Source organism: Desulfomonile tiedjei DSM 6799 (assembly GCF_000266945.1).
Classification (GTDB): Bacteria; Desulfobacterota; Desulfomonilia; order Desulfomonilales; family Desulfomonilaceae; genus Desulfomonile; species Desulfomonile tiedjei.
The window spans coordinates 3307243-3325563 of the sequence record NC_018025.1 but is presented as its reverse complement, the minus strand read 5'-3'; the positions used below and the strand labels follow the sequence as shown (position 1 = coordinate 3325563).

Genomic DNA, 18321 nt, shown 5'->3' with positions numbered 1-18321 from the left:
CATGAATCCCGAGAGTCCGCGGGTCATGATCCTTGCTTGTTGTGGAGCCCCACAATATGCATTGATCAATGCTATTGCACAGAGATTTCCCGTGTCTGGAGTTGTCCTGGAGCGTCGAGGCCCTGTGCTTGCCGGAATCTTCCTCAAGCGTCTGAAGAAGCTCGGCTTCTCGACGATTCTGAATCAGCTTCTCTTTAAGGTATTGGATTTTGTTGTGTTCAGGCCGGGTACGATTGCCCGATCGGAGGAAATTCTCGCTCAGGAGATTAAACTTCCCGATGACTTGCTCCCGGAATCTCGAGTACTGAAAACGAACGCAGTCAATTCTCCGGAAGTGCTTGATTTTATAAGCCAAACCAGATCGGACGCAGTAGTGGTGTCCGGGGTGTCGGTTATTGGTTCGCCTCTCCTTGAGGCATTCGGCCGGATTCCCGTGATGAATATTCATTGCGGAATCACGCCTCGGTATCGCGGCAATCACGGCGCATTCTGGGCAGTGGCAAATAATGACTGGGAAAATGTGGGTACAACCGTGCATCTCATTGACAGGGGACTGGATACAGGGGCCATTCTCGCTCAGTCGACCATTGAACCGGAATCTTCGGATACTCCCCGGACTCTTGCCTTGAAGCAGCATGCAGTTGGAATCCACATGGCAGTCGATTTGCTCTCACGGATCGGCTCGTCTGTCCCGGACCCCATTGAGAGACCCGATCTTGACAGCAGATTCTACTCCTCTCCAACATTCACCGCGTATCTGGCTTTTCGCAGAAATTTGAAGAATCGCACAGAGATACCGACGAATTGACCTCATGAGACCTCGACTTCTTCATGTGTGCACGGTTCCCATCACTCTAAAACTCTTTATGAGAGGCCAGATCGATTACGTCAAATCGCGCGGATTCACCGTGATGGCTGCTGCTTCTCCGGGAGCTGAGCTGGAGGATGTTGCCCAAAGAGACGAGATAGACGTATTTCCCATTCCATTTCAGCGTGAGCCGTCTCCGCTGAAGGATCTCGTATCCCTTGCTCTACTAATGCGTCTCTTTATGCGCTTGAAGCCTCACATTGTGCATTCTTCGACCAGCAAAGCAGGACCTCTTGCGATGATCGCCGCATGGCTGGTACGGGTACCCATCCGAATTTACACGCTCCGTGGAGTCATGATCGATCGCAGGACCGGGCTCATGCGGAACATTCTGAAGTTGTTGGAATGGCTTGCATGCCGATGTGCCGGGCAGGTCATTTCGGTCAGCCCATCCGTTTCAGAAGTGATGATTGCCGAAAAACTCTGCCGCCCGGGGAAAATAAAAGTGCTTGCAAACGGGAGCAGCAACGGAGTCGATGCCGAACACCGCTTCAATCCCGCACTGATGGACCGCACGCGTGCACGTGAGATCAGAGACAAACTCCACATTTCAGACGAAGTGCGAGTGGTCGGATTTATCGGACGCCTTGTCTCGGGAAAAGGTATTGCCGACCTGGCAAGCGCATGGCTTTCGATAAGAGAGCAGTGTAATGAAGCTGTCCTCCTGCTCGTCGGTTCTGAGGAAAAACAGGCTCCTGTCGATTTCGAGACAATGAAACTCTTCAGAAACGATCCACGGGTCCGGATGCCGGGTTTCGTCAAGAATGAAGATCTTCCTTTGTACTATGACATGATCGATGTCGTAATATTCCCCACGGAATCTGAAGGATTCCCGAATGTGCCCCTTGAAGCCGCAGCCATGGAGATTCCGGTGGTCGCGACGAAAGTCACCGGGTGTGTAGACGCGGTGGTGAACGGATCGACCGGCATTCTTGTAGAACCCGGAAATATCAACGAAATGGCTGAAGCAGTAATCACCTATCTGCGAGATCCTGCTTTGTGTGTCCGACACGGACACAGTGCGAGGGAACGGGTCTTGAAAGATTTCCGACCCCAATTCGTCTGGAATGCTGTATTTGAAGAATACGTTCATCTCTTAAAACAGTCCGGTATTCTGACAGAGGAGCTTCGGCCCGGCTATGAACCGGCATCAACCGCAAACGAACCTTAACCGTGAGGCTCTGAATCACCCGCGTGTGGGGCCGGTCCTGAATGTCATGTCAGTAGACCTGGAATGCTGGGAGCAACTCGTTTACAGGAGGCTGACCGGCCGGACCATTCAGTGCTCCGAAAATGTTATAGAAGCGACGAATCGTCTGCTGGAGATCTTCGAGGCCAAGGGCATCAAAGCGACATTCTTCGTACTGGGAAACATTGCAGAAGCGTTTCCCGAGCTGGTAAAGAGCATTCACGGCCTCGGTCACGAAATAGCGACTCACGGGTACAGCCATACTGTGCTCGACCGTATGGCACCTCCGCAATTTCGCGAGGAAATCCGGAAATCGGTTAGTTTGCTGGAATCCATTACCCGCGAAAAAGTTATAGGCTTCAGAGCACCGGAATTCAGCCTCAGTCAGTCAATGTCCTGGGCGATTGAATCGCTTGCGGCCGAAGGCATTCGGTACGACAGCAGTATCCTTCCGACTGGAAACGCATATCCGCCAGCCTCCGAGAGAACAATCCCGAAGCTCAGTGCAGGCAAATCCATCATAGAAATCCCACCTTCGACGGTCTCGTTCCTCACCCATAGAATTCTCACGGGTGGGAGCTACTTCAGACTCATGCCGTACCCGCTTATGCGAAGACTGCTGAGAACCATAAACAACAAAGGCTTTCCTTTCGTATTCTATTGCCATCCGTACGAATTTAGCCCTTCAGCGCTTCGCGTCCCCGACAATGGTGGCTCAGGGATGAAGGTTTTCAAGACTGAATGCAAATACAACCTGCTGCTTCGGCGAGTTCCCCGGAAATTCACGGCATTGCTCACGGAATTCAAGTTCGCTTCTTTCAAAGAGGTGCTGGCGCATGAACTCTCCGTCTGAGGGAGCGAAAGTCTATTTTGACTCCGTTCCTGACCAATGGGATGCATTGTATTCCCACGAAAATCGTCTCCGCTATGCATTCAACCGGATTATGCGAAAGGGACTATTCCAGAGGTACGAGCTCACCTTCGAGAAATGCGGACATATTCCCGGATCGACCGTTCTGGAAATGGGTTGCGGAACCGGGCGGTACAGTATCGAATTTGCCAAGCGTGGCGCCGCTCGAGTCGTCGGAGTTGATTTCGCTCCTTCGATGATAGAGTTTTCCCGGGTCATGGCGAAAAATATGGGAGTAGAGAATGTTTGTTCGTTCAGGCAAGGGGATGTGCGAACATTAGCTTTTCACGAACCGTTCGACATAGTTCTTGCCATAGGATTATTCGATTACATTGCGGATGCGGAGTCGGTTATCAACATTGCAGCACGTCTGACTTCTCGAGTATTCATCTGCACTTTTCCGACGTACAGCGCATTTCGAGGGTTTCATCGAAAGATCCGTTACAATTGGATCCGAAGATGCCCCATTTACTATTACACCTCCCATCAGATTCAGCGAATGGTTCGCCCATATTTCCATACTGCGGATATAATCCCGATGAGCGGCGGGTTATTCGTTTCCGCTCACAAGAATTGACCGGGCTTCTTTCAATGCGTTCGGCCGTAAAACGACTTCTCGATATCTTCTTATCGGCTGCCGGGCTTGTCGTCGCTTCTCCGATCATACTTGTGACTGGGCTGGTTGTGAGATTCAGCTTGGGATCTCCCGTGCTTTTCAGGCAGAAGAGACCGGGGCTGCGCGCCAAACCCTTTACCCTCCTGAAGTTCAGAACCATGACCGACGCGCGAGACCGGGGAGGGCGTCTTCTTCCCGATTCCCAGCGTCTTACCGGGATAGGCAGTACAATCAGGCGATTCAGCCTCGACGAACTGCCTCAACTGTGGAACGTGCTGAAAGGCGATTTGAGCATTGTGGGGCCGAGACCGCTGCTCATGCAGTATCTCGATAGATACACTCCCGAACAGATGAGACGGCATGAAGTCAAACCGGGCATCACCGGATGGGCTCAGGTAAACGGCCGCAATGCACTCTCATGGGAGGAGAAGTTCCGGCTGGATGTCTGGTACGTGGACCACTGGTCCCTTTGGCTCGATTTCCGGATTCTTGCAAGGACTTTGCTGATGGTAATCTCGGGAAAAGGGCTTACGCAGGAAGGGCATGCAACCATGGAGGAATTCATGGGTACATGCTGCGACTCGCATCAACTATCAGAGTATCATGGCGAAAATCGCGAAATTCGCGGTTGATCCGGCCGGTTTGCCTAAAACGGATCTGCATTAAAAAAGATAAGATCTGGGAACCTTTTTACAGAAAAGGTTTCCGGATGTTACTTTCGGACAAAAAGAACATGTGCGGAATTGTAGGCGGGTGGGTTCCCGGAGGACTCGATCCCCGGTGTATCGAAGCGTCTCTCGATACGATACGGCATCGCGGCCCGGACGAGAGCGGCTCGTTTGTCGGGGAAAACGTGTTTTTGGGGAACCGCCGTTTGTCGATCATCGACCTGGAGAGCGGGAAGCAACCGGTCTTCAATGAAGACGGCTCTATCGTTGTGGTGTTCAATGGAGAGATCTATAACTACCTCGAACTAACGGAATCTCTGCTGGCTGGCGGCCACATCTTCCGAACTCGAACCGATACGGAAGTCCTGGTCCACCTTTATGAGCAACAGGGTACGGAGATGTGCAGAAAGCTGCGGGGCATGTTCGCCTTTGCGCTGTGGGATTCCCTAAACCGACAACTCTTTGTTGCCCGGGATCGCTTCGGAAAGAAACCTTTATACTACAGCATCACAAAAGATCGGTTGTTGTTCGCATCAGAATTGAAGGCCTTAAGGGTGCTCGCTCATCAGGTTGGATCGACCTGGTCTGTACGGGACCAAGGCATTTTCGATTATTTGTCTCTCGGGTGCATTCCTCAGCCGTCCACGATTTTTGACAACGTGTATGCCCTTGAGCCGGGCTCCTGGATGACATTTGACGGGCGAGAAAGCCTGAGACGGAAATACTGGACACTTTCATACTCGCCCAAGACCCGTGAACCGTATCACTACCTTTTGGACCGCTGCCGGAATCTCATGAGCGAAGCCGTGAAATTGCGCCTTCGGAGCGATGTGCCCCTTGGAGTATTTCTGTCCGGTGGAATGGATTCGTCAATCGTGGCTTATGAAGCGGCCCGTGCTCTTGGAGCATCTTTGCGAACGTTTACGGTTCGCATGCCCGGCAGCTCTCTCGATGAATCGTCTGTGGCGCGTCGGACTTCGGAGTATCTTGGCGTGCAGAATACGCTGCTCGATCTCGATGTAGATCCTCTTCGAGATGTTCAGGATGTTGTGCGCGTGTACGATCAGCCCTTTGCGGACCCCAGTGCGATTCCATCATTGAGGATCTCAAAACTCGCTTCCGAGCATGTCAAAGTAGTTCTTAACGGTGATGGAGGCGATGAGCTTTTTGCCGGATATCGCCGATACCTGGCACTTCGCTATGGGGCAGCGTTTTCGCTGATGCCCGGATCTCTCCTGAGAACGTTTGGACGATTAACACAGATGTTCCCCGGAAATCGACGATCTCTTGCCGGCTTTGCGGCCAGGACGATTCGAGGCTGGGCCTGCACCGGTGGTTCCCGATATCTGGTCTGGACACTGGATATGCTCGCAGGAGAGCAAAAGGACAGCGTGTGGTTGAAATCCAAAAATCGATGGACGGAAGAATTGTTGAACCAGGTCAACTGTGAGAATTGCGCATCCCTTGACGATGTGATGTCCATGGATGTTCGTGTTTTACTGGCAAGCGACTTGCTCGTGAAAATGGATATGGCTGCGATGGCCTCTTCTCTTGAGGCCCGTTCACCGCTTCTTGACCACGAATTGGCAGAGTTCGCCGCCACACTTCCCGATGCCTACAAAATCAGATTCGGCCGTACCAAAGCGATCCTGAGAAATGCGTACGCAGGATTGCTACCGGAGGAGGTCATTCGCGGAAGCAAGCGAGGTTTCGAGCCGCCCCTATCCGGATGGCTGAAGCATGAATTGCGACCCCTCCTTGTTGATACTATCGGAACCCCCAGCGCCATAGTGCGATCGTATGTGGACGATACATTCATAGACTCACTTCTGGCAGATCCGGATCGGTCCGGGATTAATGGGACAGTTCTACTATATGCTTTACTCGTTCTGGAACTGTGGTTATCACATTGGTCTTCAGCGGGATTCCCGCATAGGCCGCATGATCGTATAATCCGAGGCGACGAGCAAAGAGGAAACAGACGGAGCGGAATTTGATGGATGACAATCAGAGTGGATCCGGCATCTTAAGATCCCTATTTATCGCGTATCCGGGACGAAGCGCAGTCGCAACGATTTGCCTCACGTTTGCGGCTCTGGCTGAAGGTGTGGGGATAGCATCCGTTCTACCGTTGATCTCTCTCGCTGTCGGAAAAGGTCCGTCGTTGACCGGAGACTTAGGGCGCTACGTTCAGGAGGCTTTCTCTTACGTGAACCTCCAGCCCACTCTGGGGAGCCTGTTGATCGTAATGGTCGTCACTATGACTGCAAAAGCGATCCTCGTTCTTATTGCGCTCAAACAGGTAGGCTATACGGTCGCACATGTGGAAGCGGACTTGAGGCTCTCGCTTATTCGGGCATTAATGCAGGCACGCTGGGAGTATTTTTCCTCGCTTCGGGATGGAGCGGTAACGAATGCTATCATCACTGAGGCGGAAAGGGCTGCATACGGATATCGTCGTATGTTGTTCGTTATAGGTTACAGCATTCAGCTTCTGGTGTACGTAATCATCTGCTTCATGATTTCCTGGCAGTTGAGTGTCTCCGTCGCCATATGTGGCGTACTGGGAGCTTTTGTGTTCAGTTTCTTCCTTGGCATGACCCGGGATGCAGGGAGAAAACAGACGCGTCTGCTCAGTTCGCTTTCGTCGAGGCTCGTTGAGGGGCTGCAATGTCTCAAGCCCTTGAAAGCAATGGCATGCGAACACCTCCTGAGGCCTTTGCTCGAATCTGAGATCGGTCAACTCAAACAGGCCCGAGAGAAAGAAATCCTCAGCACCGAAGGACGTTTTGCGCTCAATGAACCGCTGATTGCGGTGCTCCTGGCCGGGGCAGTGTACGTGGGGGTCGTCTACTGGAATGCCGATGCCGAAGGAATGGTGGTCCTCGGTCTCATTTTTTGGCGAGGTCTCGGGAGAATAGACGGGATTCAGGCACAAATCCAGGAGCTCGTACGCGTGGAAAGCGCCATGAAATCTCTGAGATCGGGTATCGACGCTGCAAACCGATATAGCGAGTCCAATCTTGGTAAGACGACCCCCTCCCTGGAGCGGGAACTCCGTTTGGAAAACCTGAGCTTTTCCTATGCGGAAAAAGCCGTAATTCAGAACCTTTCCCTGAGTATTCCGGCATACTCGTTTGTCGCTCTTATGGGGCCGTCAGGAACGGGAAAAACCACTGTGGCAGACCTGATTACCGGAATGTTGCCACCTTCTTCCGGAAGAATTCTCACAGACGGAGTGTCTCTTTCCGAGGTGGATATGCGAGCCTGGAGATCGTTGATCGGATATGTGCCCCAGGAATCGATTCTTTTTCATGATACGATTCATATGAATGTTACTCTCGGAAATCCCGAGATTTCCGAGTCCGGCGTTACAGCCGCTCTCAAGTCTGCAGGCGCATGGGATTTTGTTTGCGAATTGCCTGATGGGACCAAAACTCCGGTAGGTGAGCGAGGAATGAAGCTTTCCGGCGGTCAGCGCCAGAGAATCGCCATTGCACGAGCCATTGTGAGAAATCCAAGGCTGCTCATTCTCGATGAAGTAACGTCCGCATTGGATCCGGTTACTGAAAAAGACATCTGTCTCACTCTTCAGCAACTCAAAGAAAGAATGACGATATTTGCAATTTCGCATCAGGAAGCTGTCGTGCATTTTGCCGATCAGGTACATACATTGGAACGCTCTTTCACTCGAGAGCATTATCAACCACCCGATCTGTCGAAGATTGCAGGCTAATGGAACCACGCTTGACTTCCATTTTGGCTGTTCCGGTTGCATTCGATCTGTGCTATCATACGACAGCCTAAAACCACTCTGAATTGTGAGAGAACTGGCACAACGACGGCTTCCGGTCACATGGAACCTCCGGACGACGAAAACATGAATGACGAGACTACTGCAACCATCGAAAAACAGGACGAAGCAATAGATTTGCATCAGGTTCTCGAGGATCTGCGGGGTGGTCTGCGTACCAAGGGGTTCCTGTACAAATACGGGCTGACGCTCCATCAGTTTGAGGAATTGCTGAAGATGCTCATCCGAAAAGGAATGTTCAGCAAGGAAGAATTCAAGCAGTGGAAATCTCACAAACCCGCAGTTGCTGAACTACCGCGTCCGGAGATTCATCAGACCGAACCGCGTCCGCTCGTGCAGCCGGTAGGCAAACCGATAAATGTTGCCACCTTTGTCATCACAGACCCGGAGAAGAATAATTCATGGGCTCTGCAGCTATTCTCGATCAAAAGAGAAGAAATGAGGGGGGCCAAATTCAAGGTGGCATTGCACGGCAAGAAATATGCGTTCGAGGTCCACAGACTTCTGTTCAGAGGATCTGTGGAAATGCTGCCGGATCCGACTCAGAAGCAAGGAGCGGAGAAGACCAAAAGGGAAGAAGCAATTGAATTCATTGCCAACCATGGCTGGTCCGCGTATCTCGAACGAAGGGCGCTTGCTGCAAATCTGGGCACGTCAATCAGCCACGGTACCGGCAGGCTGGCATTGCTCCACTGTAAGAATGATACCTTTCTTGCCGCACTCCATACTCCGACACCTGCCATAAATCTGTACGTAGGAAATTCTGTGGACAAAATAATGCAACGCCTGTCAAAATCCATAAAGATTTCCGGTATCAATATCTAATCTCGCTGATAAATGATGGTTCTGATCACTCCACGTACACTGTGGGGTCCGGTACCCCTGCCTCCGCAAACCCTTTCTTTCTCAACAAACAACTATCGCAATGGCCGCAAGCCATGCCTTCCGGGTCGGGATCGTAACAGGAGTGTGTCGCCGAATAGTCCACACCCAGTTCTATCCCTTTCTTGATAATTTCTCCTTTGGAAAGCCGTATGAGCGGCGTATGAATGCGGAACCGCATAAACCCTTCCACTGCCATCTTGGTCCCCAGATTGGCCATTGTCTCGAACGCAGCAATGTACTCTGGGCGGCAGTCCGGATATCCACTGTAATCGAGAGCATTCACTCCGATGAAAATGTTTTCGGCTTCGAGCACTTCGGCCCAGGCAAGGGCAAACGACAGAAATATGGTGTTCCGCGCGGGAACATAGGTCAGGGGAATGCCTTGGGGCATGTGGCTGATATCCGCGCTTTTTGGAACCTGCAGGTCTGAGGTCAGCGCAGATCCGCCTATTTTGCCTAAAGGGATTTGCAGAATCAGGTGATGCGTAATCCCCATGATTGCAGCCACTCGCTTTGCCGCACGCATTTCGATTTCGTGCCTCTGGTCGTAGAAGAAACTCAGCGCATATGTGAGATAACCCTGCGCCCGAGCAATCGCCAGACATGTTGTGGAATCGAGTCCTCCGGACAGCAATACAACTGCTTTTTCTTCCGGTCGCTTTTGCATTAAAATACCTATTCGCTTTTATGAAGCCAATTTTGGCCGGCACGGAGGCACGGCCACCACCGGCTGACAGCCAATGAAAGGCCGACAATTTTCTACCGGTGATGTGAAATTAATACCACATTCTTGAGTCCTGGAGGGACAGTCCATTCATAGTAGGAGAGGCCCGCTCAAACTCGAGCGGTAATCGATCCTCCTCAGGTGAATCCCGCACCCGCAGTGCATGCATAACAGTGGTCCGATACGGCAATGGATGAGCCCGGGGGAGGGGGGGCGGCAAGTTCGGAAACATGGATTCTGCTATTTCCTGCAGGTATTCCTCTTGCCAGGTTGAAATCACAATCGTACACGTATCCGTCCCATGCAACCGAGATCAGGCTCCGACACATCAACCCCGATACGGTGCATGGGTTGAAAGCGGACACGAGTTTACGCAGATAACTGTCCAGATTGCCGGAACTCACGAGCCACTCCCGAAATCTTCCCAATGGGGCGTTCGCAAAGACAAACAGGTTGTTGAACACAATTCCCCATTTCTGGAGCAGATCTCTTCGAATCTTCTTTTCCTGTTGAGCTTCCGGAGGAGGCAAGAAAGCGCCGGTAGGATTGCACACCAGGTTGAGTTCCAGGCCCGATCTCGGCTGTCCATATCCGATTCTGTTCAGTCCCTGAAGCATCCGGATGGATCTTTCAAAAGTGCCGGGACCGCGCTGAGATTCAGATTGGCTTCGATTTGAGGATGGAACCGAAGCTACGACGACGACTCCGCAACGTTTGAACGAGTCGATCAATAATGACGATCTTTCGCTGCAATCATGCAGCGCAGTGAGATTACAGCGCACCATGAGACGGTCCACCAGGGGGGCAAGTCTGAGGATGAACTCAGGAAGGTGTGCATTTAATTCCGGAGCTCCTCCCGTAATATCGGCTACCTGAAAAGAATACCTTTGTGCAAACGCGACGATCTCGTCCACGGTCGTCGAATTCATAATTTCAGTTCTCGTGGGACCCGCGTCGAGATGGCAATGTCTACATTCCTGATTGCACAAATATCCAATGTTGACCTGGAGCGTACTCAATTCGGCACGCCTCAGCTCAAGATCGTGATGCGCAAGCGTAGTAGAAAAATGAGGTAAGTCGGACATCGAGAACCATCCTACAGAGATAGTTTCGATGCGACCTTCCGCATCTGTAGCCCGTGTATCAGAGTAGCTCCGCCTCGTATTGCCGCAGCAACGTGTACTGCTTCCGTCATTTCGCCGATATGCGAACCCTTTTCCAGACATGCTTGCGTGTACGCGTCTATGCAGTACGGACACTGAACAGCATGGGCCACGGCAAGTGCAATAAGAGCCTTTTCTCTTTCGGAAAGCTCACCTTCGGCGAACACCGACTGATAGTAATCAAAGAATTTTCGAGACAGTTCGGGTGCTTCTTCTCCAATTTCTCCAAATCTCGGAAGATCTCCTGCATCGTAGTACGACATCTTGTTCTCCCCATTAAGAATTTTGGCAACTGTCATCCCAAGTTCCTGCTAACCGAACTTGAATGTCTTCTAAGCTATATCATTTTGAGACAATGATCGAATATTTGGTTCGGTTAGAATTTGGTAACACTATTCTCGGTTCTGCTTGACTGATTCTTGAACGATGGGATGTCTGGGACATCGCGAGAACCTGTTTCGGGGCGATTCACTTGGCGTTCTTTATTGCTTCTTGAAATGATTTTGCTGCCTTAAAATGTGGCGTTTTGCTGACAGGTGTTTCGATTTCGGTTTTTGTCTGCGGTTTAGTGTCAATGCGGGCCGGTTTCTTGACGACTGTGAATGTCCCCAGTGCGGGAATAGTTATCTCCCCCTTTTCTTTGAGGCCCTCCAAAATAGCTTCGATCAGCGACTTCAGAACCTCATTTACTGCTTCTGGTGAAACCTTTGTTCTGATAGCAATTTGAGAGAGTAATTCAGCTTTTGTGAATCTACCGGCGCGAGCCTTCTGTCCCCCCTTATTCTTGAATTCCAGATTACCTCTTTTTTTGAGACCATGGAGAGCTCTTTTCACTTGAGCCATTGCTTGGGCCCAGTCGCCCTCGTAATCGGATTCCTCCAGATCTTCAATAATCGCCGGCGTCAGACCGGAGAGCCTTGCAAGTTTTTCCCTGGTCAGTCGGAGTTCAACACGAGCATCATAAATCTGTCGGGCTTCCTCCGCCTTTGACCTCATATCTCGAGCAATCTCCGCCAATTCAGGCTCATCCCTTAAATAACGATCGTACGACCATTGGTATGCATCAGTGACGATCTTTTTGCTACTCATGATCTATCTCCCTGTAACTGTGCTCATCAGGGGCTTTCTCGTACGTCTTCTTCATCATTACAGCTATCGGAGGAACCTTGTCAGTCTGTTTGGTTATTCCATGAGTAATTACAGCCCTCTTTTTCAGATGAAAAAAATATAACATGCGATACCGGATTTTCTGAATCCGTGGCCGTAATTCGTAAACGCCATCTCTCAGATAATCTGCTATGGGTCGGCGCAAGTCGCGTCCGTTATCCCGCAGCAGTCCAATCCATTCAATGCACTTGGCCCTATGCTTCGGTTGACGACTGAGGGACTCCAACCAGTCTTTCATAGGAACATCATTATTATCATTTTGATAATATACGACTTCTATGGATGGCATTCGTTCCTTCTCCGTGAATTGTTATCAATGAATCCACGGGAAAGGTCAAGGACAACCGAACGCAATCCCTCCGGTTTTTGATCTATGGCGTTTCTCAAAAGTTTTGAAGTCATCATATACAGATACTAAAGCGCATCAGTAGCGCTCGGCGTCGCTGCCAGGCACATCTCATACCGATTCGCTTTTGTTTTTATAATCTGGGAGGCTGAGGTATCCTTCGCTCCGGACGACGCAAGGCCGTCTAATCACTCCACTCAGAACACCTCAGCACTTCGCCATCTTATATGCATAATTGCGAAATGGTATCAGCCGTCATCAATTTCCATCGGTCCAGCATTTTGAGCACGTCAGTGTCGGTGACTTCAACACAACAGGGGGGAACAGAATCCGAGTCAATCGCGCAGTGCGCGGCCTGAAGCACAGTTCTGCAGCATATTTCCTCTATATTACCGGGTGTCAATCCGTTGGTGTTAGCTGCTATTTCCTGAAGATTCCCCTTGAAGCTCACATTCCCGGAGTGCAAATAAAGTCTGAATACTTCCGCCCGTTCCTCTTCGGTTGGCAGAGAGAGCGGGAGTTCATACCCGAAGCGCCCGGTGGCTTTCAGTGCCGGAGGCAATGCGTTAGCAGACGTAGCCACACCCACCACGAGCACAGGTTTTTCACCGGAAACCGAGTTCATCTCCGTGACGAGCTGATGCACTATTCTGTCGATCGCTTTGGAATCCGACCAGCCCGACACGGCCATTGCTTCTATTCCATCCAATATGAGCACCGTCGGCGCCATTTGACGAGCCTGCCGAAACAGTTCCCGGATATTTCGCTCACTCTCGCCCATGTACTTGGACAGCAGCTCAGGTCCCCGAATCTCGATTACGTTGAAACCGCTCTCTTTTCCAAGCGATCTGGCCATCAGTGTTTTTCCGATTCCGGACGGACCCGTGATGAGGAGACCTTCCGGGCGGTTCACTCCAAGGGCGAAAAGGGTCTCGCTATTGCGGAGCGGCCAGAGAACAATGTCCTTGAGAAACTCTTTTTCCTTCGCGTATCCGGCGATTCGATCCCAGCCGCAGTCTCTCAAATCGATCTCAAAGCTTCGTCCTGCAGATGGACGCATCTCCTTGAGCGCACTTTCGAAGTCTTTGGTCTCAACAGCAATGGCCTCGAGAAAATCTTCGGAAAGCTCCTGTTCCGTGTGTTCCAAGCCCGGAAGTATTCTTCGAAGCGCTTTGAATCCGGCTTCCTGGCAGAGCGCCTTTATGTCGGCTCCCACGAAACCGTGGCTCCGCTGTGCAATATCGTCGAGGTCCACAGTCCCTAGAGGCATGTCTCGAGTGTGGATTTCGAGTATCTTCTTACGGCCTGCTTTATCCGGAACCCCGATCAGTATCTCACGGTCGAATCTGCCGGGTCGCCTAAGTGCGTTGTCCAGCACGTTGGGCAGATTGGTGGCCGCAAGCACGATCACATGTCCGCGATCTTCCATCCCGTCCATGAGTGCCAGCAACTGAGCCGTGACCCTCTTTTCCACGTCTCCTTCGGAAGTGTCACGCCTCGGTGCCAGGGCATCGATCTCATCGATGAAAATGATGGCAGGGGCATGTTGATACGCTTCTTCAAACGCGGCCCTTAATTTGGCTTCACTCTCGCCGTAGTACTTGTCCATGATCTCTGTGCCGCTGATGGCCTTGAAGTAGCATCCCGTTTCTCCGGCAACGGCCCTCGCTATCAACGTTTTTCCCGTCCCTGACGGTCCGTGGAGAAGCACGCCTCGAGGAGGGTCTATTCCCAGCCGATAGAAGATTTCCGGATGTTTCAGCGGCAGTTGAACTACTTCTTTCACCTTGCTAACTGCTTCGTCTAATCCTCCAACATCTTGAAAAGATGTGTCGTTTCGAGCAAGGTATTCGTTCCCGTTCTCGTCCACCAGACGAATAAGCGTCTTTTTACTGAGCCTGGACATCTGATCCGGGTTGCTCTCTACGATACGAAATTGGAGTTCCCGTCCGCGCCGATCCTTGAGAGTCAGATAGTCTCTACCCGTTATCACTGCTCCATCCGCCCGATCCAGCATGGCCCGAAGCCCGAGCCGTGTAACATTGCTGCCCGGGGGAACCTGTAAAGTGATGCACTGGGCTTCTTCGCAGGCAGTTTTTCTGATTCTTATCTGACCGAACAGTTGGACACCCGTTTTTTCCATCGTGTGCTTATCGATAGATATCATGCGGGTATCAATCCAGGGATTGGGATGAGATTTGGCCTGTACCACGCATGTGGTCGGTCCCAGAAGTTCCACAGGGTCTCCGTCTTGGACCTCGAGATTTTCCATAAAGGCTTTTGAAATATAGACAGTCCCTACACCGGGATCTTCTTCCATTACTTTCGTGATAACAAAGGAATAGGTGGGAGAGTGATGGTGCTTGCAGTCGCAGTCTTCATGAGAATGCCATTCACCTGGAAGATGGTCTTTGCAGTGACAATCCATCGAGAATACTCCTGAAAAGAATAGGACAACCGGCAAGCGGCCACAAAAACCGGCCCATCGGCAAGCAGCCCGACCGATGGGCACACCAATTCGGAATGTGTCTAATCAAGAGAGACTAGCTTGAAGCGGCATCCTTTTTCAGCCAAGCTTTTAGTTCTTCAGTAAGGCCGCATGCGGCATTCTTGCAGGCATAGAAACGAACGGAATCGTCGATGAGTTCCTGAGGCGCTTCCACTTCGGAGATAATCTCGTAATCATGGTGGCTTTGTCGGACGAGCATTAGCCGAGCGGGTTTCTTTATTGCATTGATCTTGAAGTAGACGCTTTCCTCATTACAAGATTTTGCATGGTTCAAACCGCGGGACCAGTTTGTTCCCCACTCCAGGTACCTTGTCACCGCGTCAAAAGGATGCAGGTCCCAATCGATAAGGCGTGCCACATCTTTATCTTTCAACAACTCTCCGATGCTTTTCACCGTAATCTCCTCGTGCTTACAGATATTGCTCAAAGGAATCGAGTGTCATGATTCATTTTACATTGATGCACACGATCACGGAAAGTTGCAGAATTTGCCTCAGTGTTACGATTAAATCTTTCTTCAACGCAAACTGCTGCTCCAGTTCGAGGAGATGACACCTTAAGACTGGTAATTTTCAAAGTGTTATGCTACAATTTTAATGCAATACTTCGATATCATTGTGGGCCGAATAATGGAGGTCTTTTCTTATGAGTGGAAAATGCAAAATGTTAGGTTTGGTCATGCTGCTCGGCTTAGGAGTAACCGTGCACGCGTGGGCTGTCGGATATGAGCGTCTTGAAGTCGATGCAACGAAAACGCGTACAAATGTTGTTTCCAGCAATGGCCCTGCCGCATCGATTGCCGAAAAGTGTCCCGCATTGTTGGACGAAGTTGCCGGAGTGATAACGGATTTGCTTAGCCAATTCGGCATCATCAATAAGAAAGCGCCCTGATGACGCACGTGGACCTTTTTCGAAAGAATCCGGTCCTGTGTACGTAATGAGCCCATTTTATTGCAGGGGATTATTATGAAAAGGACACTTGTCCTTCCGTTATCATTGCTGACGAGTGTCGTATTCCTCTTATCCGGGGGGGCGGCACTTGGTGATCCGAATAGCTATCAAAAAGGGCTGCAAGCTCTTAAAGCCGGTGATAATCACGCTGCCATACGAAACATCACCAAGGCACTTGAATTCGATCCGGGGAATTACAGATATTATAACGATCGTGGAGTCGCCTACAAGAAGAGCGGAGAACTGGAGAAAGCTCTGGCAGACTACACGCGCGCTCTGGATATTCGCCCCGATTATACAAACGCCCTGAACAATCGCGGGGTAGTCTTTCTTCAAAAAAACGATTTTGAAAGAGCAATCCAGGATTTTATGGAAGCCCTGAAATACGGCGGACTGGAGTCAACCGTACATACGAATCTGGGTCTCGCATATGCTCAAAAAGCGGATTATCAACACAGCGTCAAAGAATTCGAAAAAGCTATTGCGAACCGACCGACAGACCCGCGGGCATTTCTGTTTATGGCTGAGTCCTTGGAGGCTCTGGGAGAGAAGGCCCAATCTCTCAAACTGTATCGCAAGGCACGCACAGCGGCGAGCGATCCATCCGCAGCAGCAGAAATAGAGAGAAAGATTGCATTGCTGGAAAAAACTGCACTGCCGGGATCGGGCAACATTTCCTTTTCTCCAACCCGCGAACCAAGGACGGATTCTGGGAATACGGCCGCCGAACAGACAAAGATCCAGCCCAAAAGGGGAATTCAGCTCGCCAGACCGTTGCCCGAGGCGCTGCCGGAGCCGAAGCCTGTTTATAAAGAAAAACCGCCGACCAATACCTCCTCTGCCTCTCAGAAGACATCGGAACCACCCATCGAGAGTCTTCAAGAACTGGAGCGCAAGAGCCGCGCGAGAGCCTTGGAACGATTCTCTCCTGCATCCCGGGAGATCTATTTACAGGGTGTTCAGTTCGTAGAGCAATCCGATGTGCAGAAAGCGCTTATTCGGTTCGAGGATAGCTCGCAACTGGAGAAAAGAAGCAAGAATTCATACGCAGTGGGATGGAATGCGCTGGAACTGGGAAGAGTACATGCCAGACTCAACCAACATGCTCGCGCTGCGGCATATTTCGAGGACGCTCTAAGATCTTTCTTGTCCCAAAAGGCCGGTGATGAAGTAATTCTTACGCTTGTAGAGCTAGCAGCGAGTAAGAAGACGCTCGGTCAGAAGGAGAAAGCCTCATCTTTCTACTCTCGTGCCATAGATGAAGCTAATTCACGAGGCTACTCAACACTTGCTTCAGCACTTGAGGATGTCGCTGCCGGAAAACCACCCAAGAAAGCTCCGGAAAAAACAGCTTCAGAGAAACCGAAGCACCAGCCGGAAGAGAAGACGACCGTTGCCCAGGCAAAGACACCACCTCAGGAACCCGAGGTAAAACGGACTACCGAAACCAAGCCTTCGATTGTGATCGCCAAAATCACTGCCCCGGATGAAAAAAAGCAAATCCCGGAAGTGAAACCACCGGTAAAACCTAACCAGCCCCAGATTCCGGCCCAGAAGCAGGATTTCAGCAAGATTGAATCAGTAGGTAAAGGACCTGCAACAGAAACCGGTGGTGCACCCGGGAACGACCACTCCGGACAGCCGAAACGCATTACCTTGTCCATAAAGAACCCGCTTCAGCCAAAAGAGAAGCTCGCATCTGAAGATGCCCATCGAGCTCTCCAACCTGAAGGACGGAAGAAACTCGCTGCTAAATTGTCGGAGTCAAACATTGCAGCAGTCCCTGTAAAACCGGAAGTGCGGCCAAGTCATGCAGAAACGAAAGACATGGCGAAGAGTATCCAGCAAGACCTGTCGGAATTGAGAAAACTTCGACAGAAACAAGATGAGTCCCAGATGATAGTCGTGCTGGAGCGAATTGCTGAAAAGTTCACCAAGAACAAGGATTACGAAAAAGCATTGCACGGACTCTCTGCCTCGCTCGCTTTTCGAGAGAAGCTCGGAAGAACCAAGGGATTGGACGAGATCCTCTATAAAAGCGGGACGCTGAAAGAGCAGATGGGACAACTTTCTGCTGCACTCGAGGATTTGACCCGCGCGTCCGTTATCGATCCCGGTTCTAAAGTAGCTGATTCCGCTGCTCGGGCTGCTCGCTCTCTTGCTACAAAAATGAAGCTCGAAAACACCCTAATCGAGGCACTGAAGAATCTCTGGCGCTCGCGAATGGCGAACGATAACCAGACTGAAACCCAGGCACTCTATGCCATAGCCACTGGCTATGAAAAAGCCCGGCGTCTTCAGGACGCCCTTGATTATTACGATCGTTCCAGTGCTTCCGTGCTCGCAGACAAGGCGAGGGTATATGAAAAATCAGGCAAGAGCGAACTGGCCGAACAGGCATACTCGCACGCGATGGAAGCATTCCGGAAATTGGACTACACGCGATATCTCAACATGAAGCAAAATCCGAAAAAGGTTGAATCATTGTCGCGTCAATAGTGACTCTCATCG

At 50.9% G+C, this 18321-nt stretch carries 17 protein-coding genes; 10 read left to right on the top strand and 7 right to left on the bottom strand.

Annotation, left to right across the window (positions count from 1 at the left end; translation table 11 throughout):
• Position 1 precedes the first annotated feature (1 nt).
• The 8 genes from DESTI_RS14005 to DESTI_RS13970 all read left to right on the top strand — a co-directional run bounded on the left by DESTI_RS14005 (position 2) and on the right by DESTI_RS13970 (position 8890).
• Positions 2-808 carry a formyl transferase gene (locus DESTI_RS14005; RefSeq protein WP_014810625.1) on the top strand — a complete coding sequence of 269 codons (807 nt, stop codon included), beginning with the start codon at positions 2-4 and terminating at the stop codon, positions 806-808.
• A gap of 4 nt (positions 809-812) precedes the next feature.
• Positions 813-2039, top strand: a complete 1227-nt coding sequence (locus DESTI_RS14000; protein WP_014810624.1) for a glycosyltransferase family 4 protein — start codon at positions 813-815, stop codon at positions 2037-2039.
• Entirely contained in the window at positions 2008-2910 is a 903-nt protein-coding gene (locus tag DESTI_RS13995) for a polysaccharide deacetylase family protein (RefSeq protein ID WP_014810623.1), read from the top strand. Before DESTI_RS14000 ends, DESTI_RS13995 begins: the two co-directional genes overlap by 32 nt.
• Positions 2894-3544 carry a class I SAM-dependent methyltransferase gene (locus DESTI_RS28910; RefSeq protein ID WP_014810622.1) on the top strand — a complete coding sequence of 217 codons (651 nt, stop codon included), beginning with the start codon at positions 2894-2896 and terminating at the stop codon, positions 3542-3544. Before DESTI_RS13995 ends, DESTI_RS28910 begins: the two co-directional genes overlap by 17 nt.
• A 14-nt stretch (positions 3545-3558) precedes the next feature.
• Entirely contained in the window at positions 3559-4215 is a 657-nt protein-coding gene (locus DESTI_RS13985) for a sugar transferase (protein WP_014810621.1), read from the top strand.
• Positions 4216-4292: 77 nt separating this feature from the next.
• Positions 4293-6248, top strand: a complete 1956-nt coding sequence (gene asnB, locus DESTI_RS13980) for an asparagine synthase (glutamine-hydrolyzing) (protein WP_014810620.1) — start codon at positions 4293-4295, stop codon at positions 6246-6248.
• A complete protein-coding gene (locus tag DESTI_RS13975) occupies positions 6248-7987 on the top strand; it encodes an ABC transporter ATP-binding protein (protein ID WP_014810619.1) in 1740 nt (579 codons plus the stop codon). The genes asnB and DESTI_RS13975 overlap by 1 nt, the downstream gene beginning before the upstream one ends.
• A 144-nt stretch (positions 7988-8131) precedes the next feature.
• Entirely contained in the window at positions 8132-8890 is a 759-nt protein-coding gene (locus DESTI_RS13970; RefSeq protein ID WP_157212166.1) for a hypothetical protein, read from the top strand.
• 25 nt (positions 8891-8915) lie between these two features.
• Here the strand turns inward: DESTI_RS13970 and queC are convergent, their stop codons facing one another.
• The 7 genes from queC to DESTI_RS30775 all read right to left on the bottom strand — a co-directional run bounded on the left by queC (position 8916) and on the right by DESTI_RS30775 (position 15253).
• A complete protein-coding gene (queC, locus tag DESTI_RS13965; protein WP_014810617.1) occupies positions 8916-9617 on the bottom strand; it encodes a 7-cyano-7-deazaguanine synthase QueC in 702 nt (233 codons plus the stop codon).
• Between the two features lie 194 nt (positions 9618-9811).
• On the bottom strand, positions 9812-10759 hold the full coding sequence (gene arsS, locus DESTI_RS13960; RefSeq protein ID WP_014810616.1) for an arsenosugar biosynthesis radical SAM (seleno)protein ArsS: 948 nt from the start codon (positions 10757-10759) through the stop codon (positions 9812-9814).
• 11 nt (positions 10760-10770) lie between these two features.
• Complete coding sequence (locus DESTI_RS13955; protein ID WP_014810615.1) at positions 10771-11136, bottom strand: arsenosugar biosynthesis-associated peroxidase-like protein; 366 nt, start codon at positions 11134-11136, stop codon at positions 10771-10773.
• A gap of 169 nt (positions 11137-11305) precedes the next feature.
• Positions 11306-11926 carry an HU family DNA-binding protein gene (locus DESTI_RS28905; RefSeq protein WP_014810614.1) on the bottom strand — a complete coding sequence of 207 codons (621 nt, stop codon included), beginning with the start codon at positions 11924-11926 and terminating at the stop codon, positions 11306-11308.
• The gene (locus DESTI_RS13945) at positions 11919-12293 is read right to left on the bottom strand and encodes a type II toxin-antitoxin system RelE/ParE family toxin (protein WP_014810613.1); all 375 of its coding nucleotides are present in this window, start codon (positions 12291-12293) and stop codon (positions 11919-11921) included. The genes DESTI_RS28905 and DESTI_RS13945 overlap by 8 nt, the downstream gene beginning before the upstream one ends.
• A 280-nt stretch (positions 12294-12573) precedes the next feature.
• Positions 12574-14778 carry an AAA family ATPase gene (locus DESTI_RS13940; RefSeq protein WP_014810612.1) on the bottom strand — a complete coding sequence of 735 codons (2205 nt, stop codon included), beginning with the start codon at positions 14776-14778 and terminating at the stop codon, positions 12574-12576.
• Positions 14779-14893: 115 nt separating this feature from the next.
• On the bottom strand, positions 14894-15253 hold the full coding sequence (locus DESTI_RS30775) for a DVU0772 family protein (protein WP_014810611.1): 360 nt from the start codon (positions 15251-15253) through the stop codon (positions 14894-14896).
• Positions 15254-15504: 251 nt separating this feature from the next.
• Here DESTI_RS30775 and DESTI_RS13930 point away from each other — a divergent pair, with 251 nt between their 5' ends.
• Together DESTI_RS13930 and DESTI_RS13925 are read left to right on the top strand one after the other, a co-directional pair.
• Positions 15505-15750: a hypothetical protein gene (locus tag DESTI_RS13930; RefSeq protein WP_014810610.1), complete on the top strand. Its 246-nt coding sequence runs from the start codon at positions 15505-15507 to the stop codon at positions 15748-15750.
• A 75-nt stretch (positions 15751-15825) separates the two neighbouring features.
• Positions 15826-18309: a tetratricopeptide repeat protein gene (locus DESTI_RS13925; protein ID WP_014810609.1), complete on the top strand. Its 2484-nt coding sequence runs from the start codon at positions 15826-15828 to the stop codon at positions 18307-18309.
• The last annotated feature ends 12 nt before the right edge of the window (positions 18310-18321 follow it).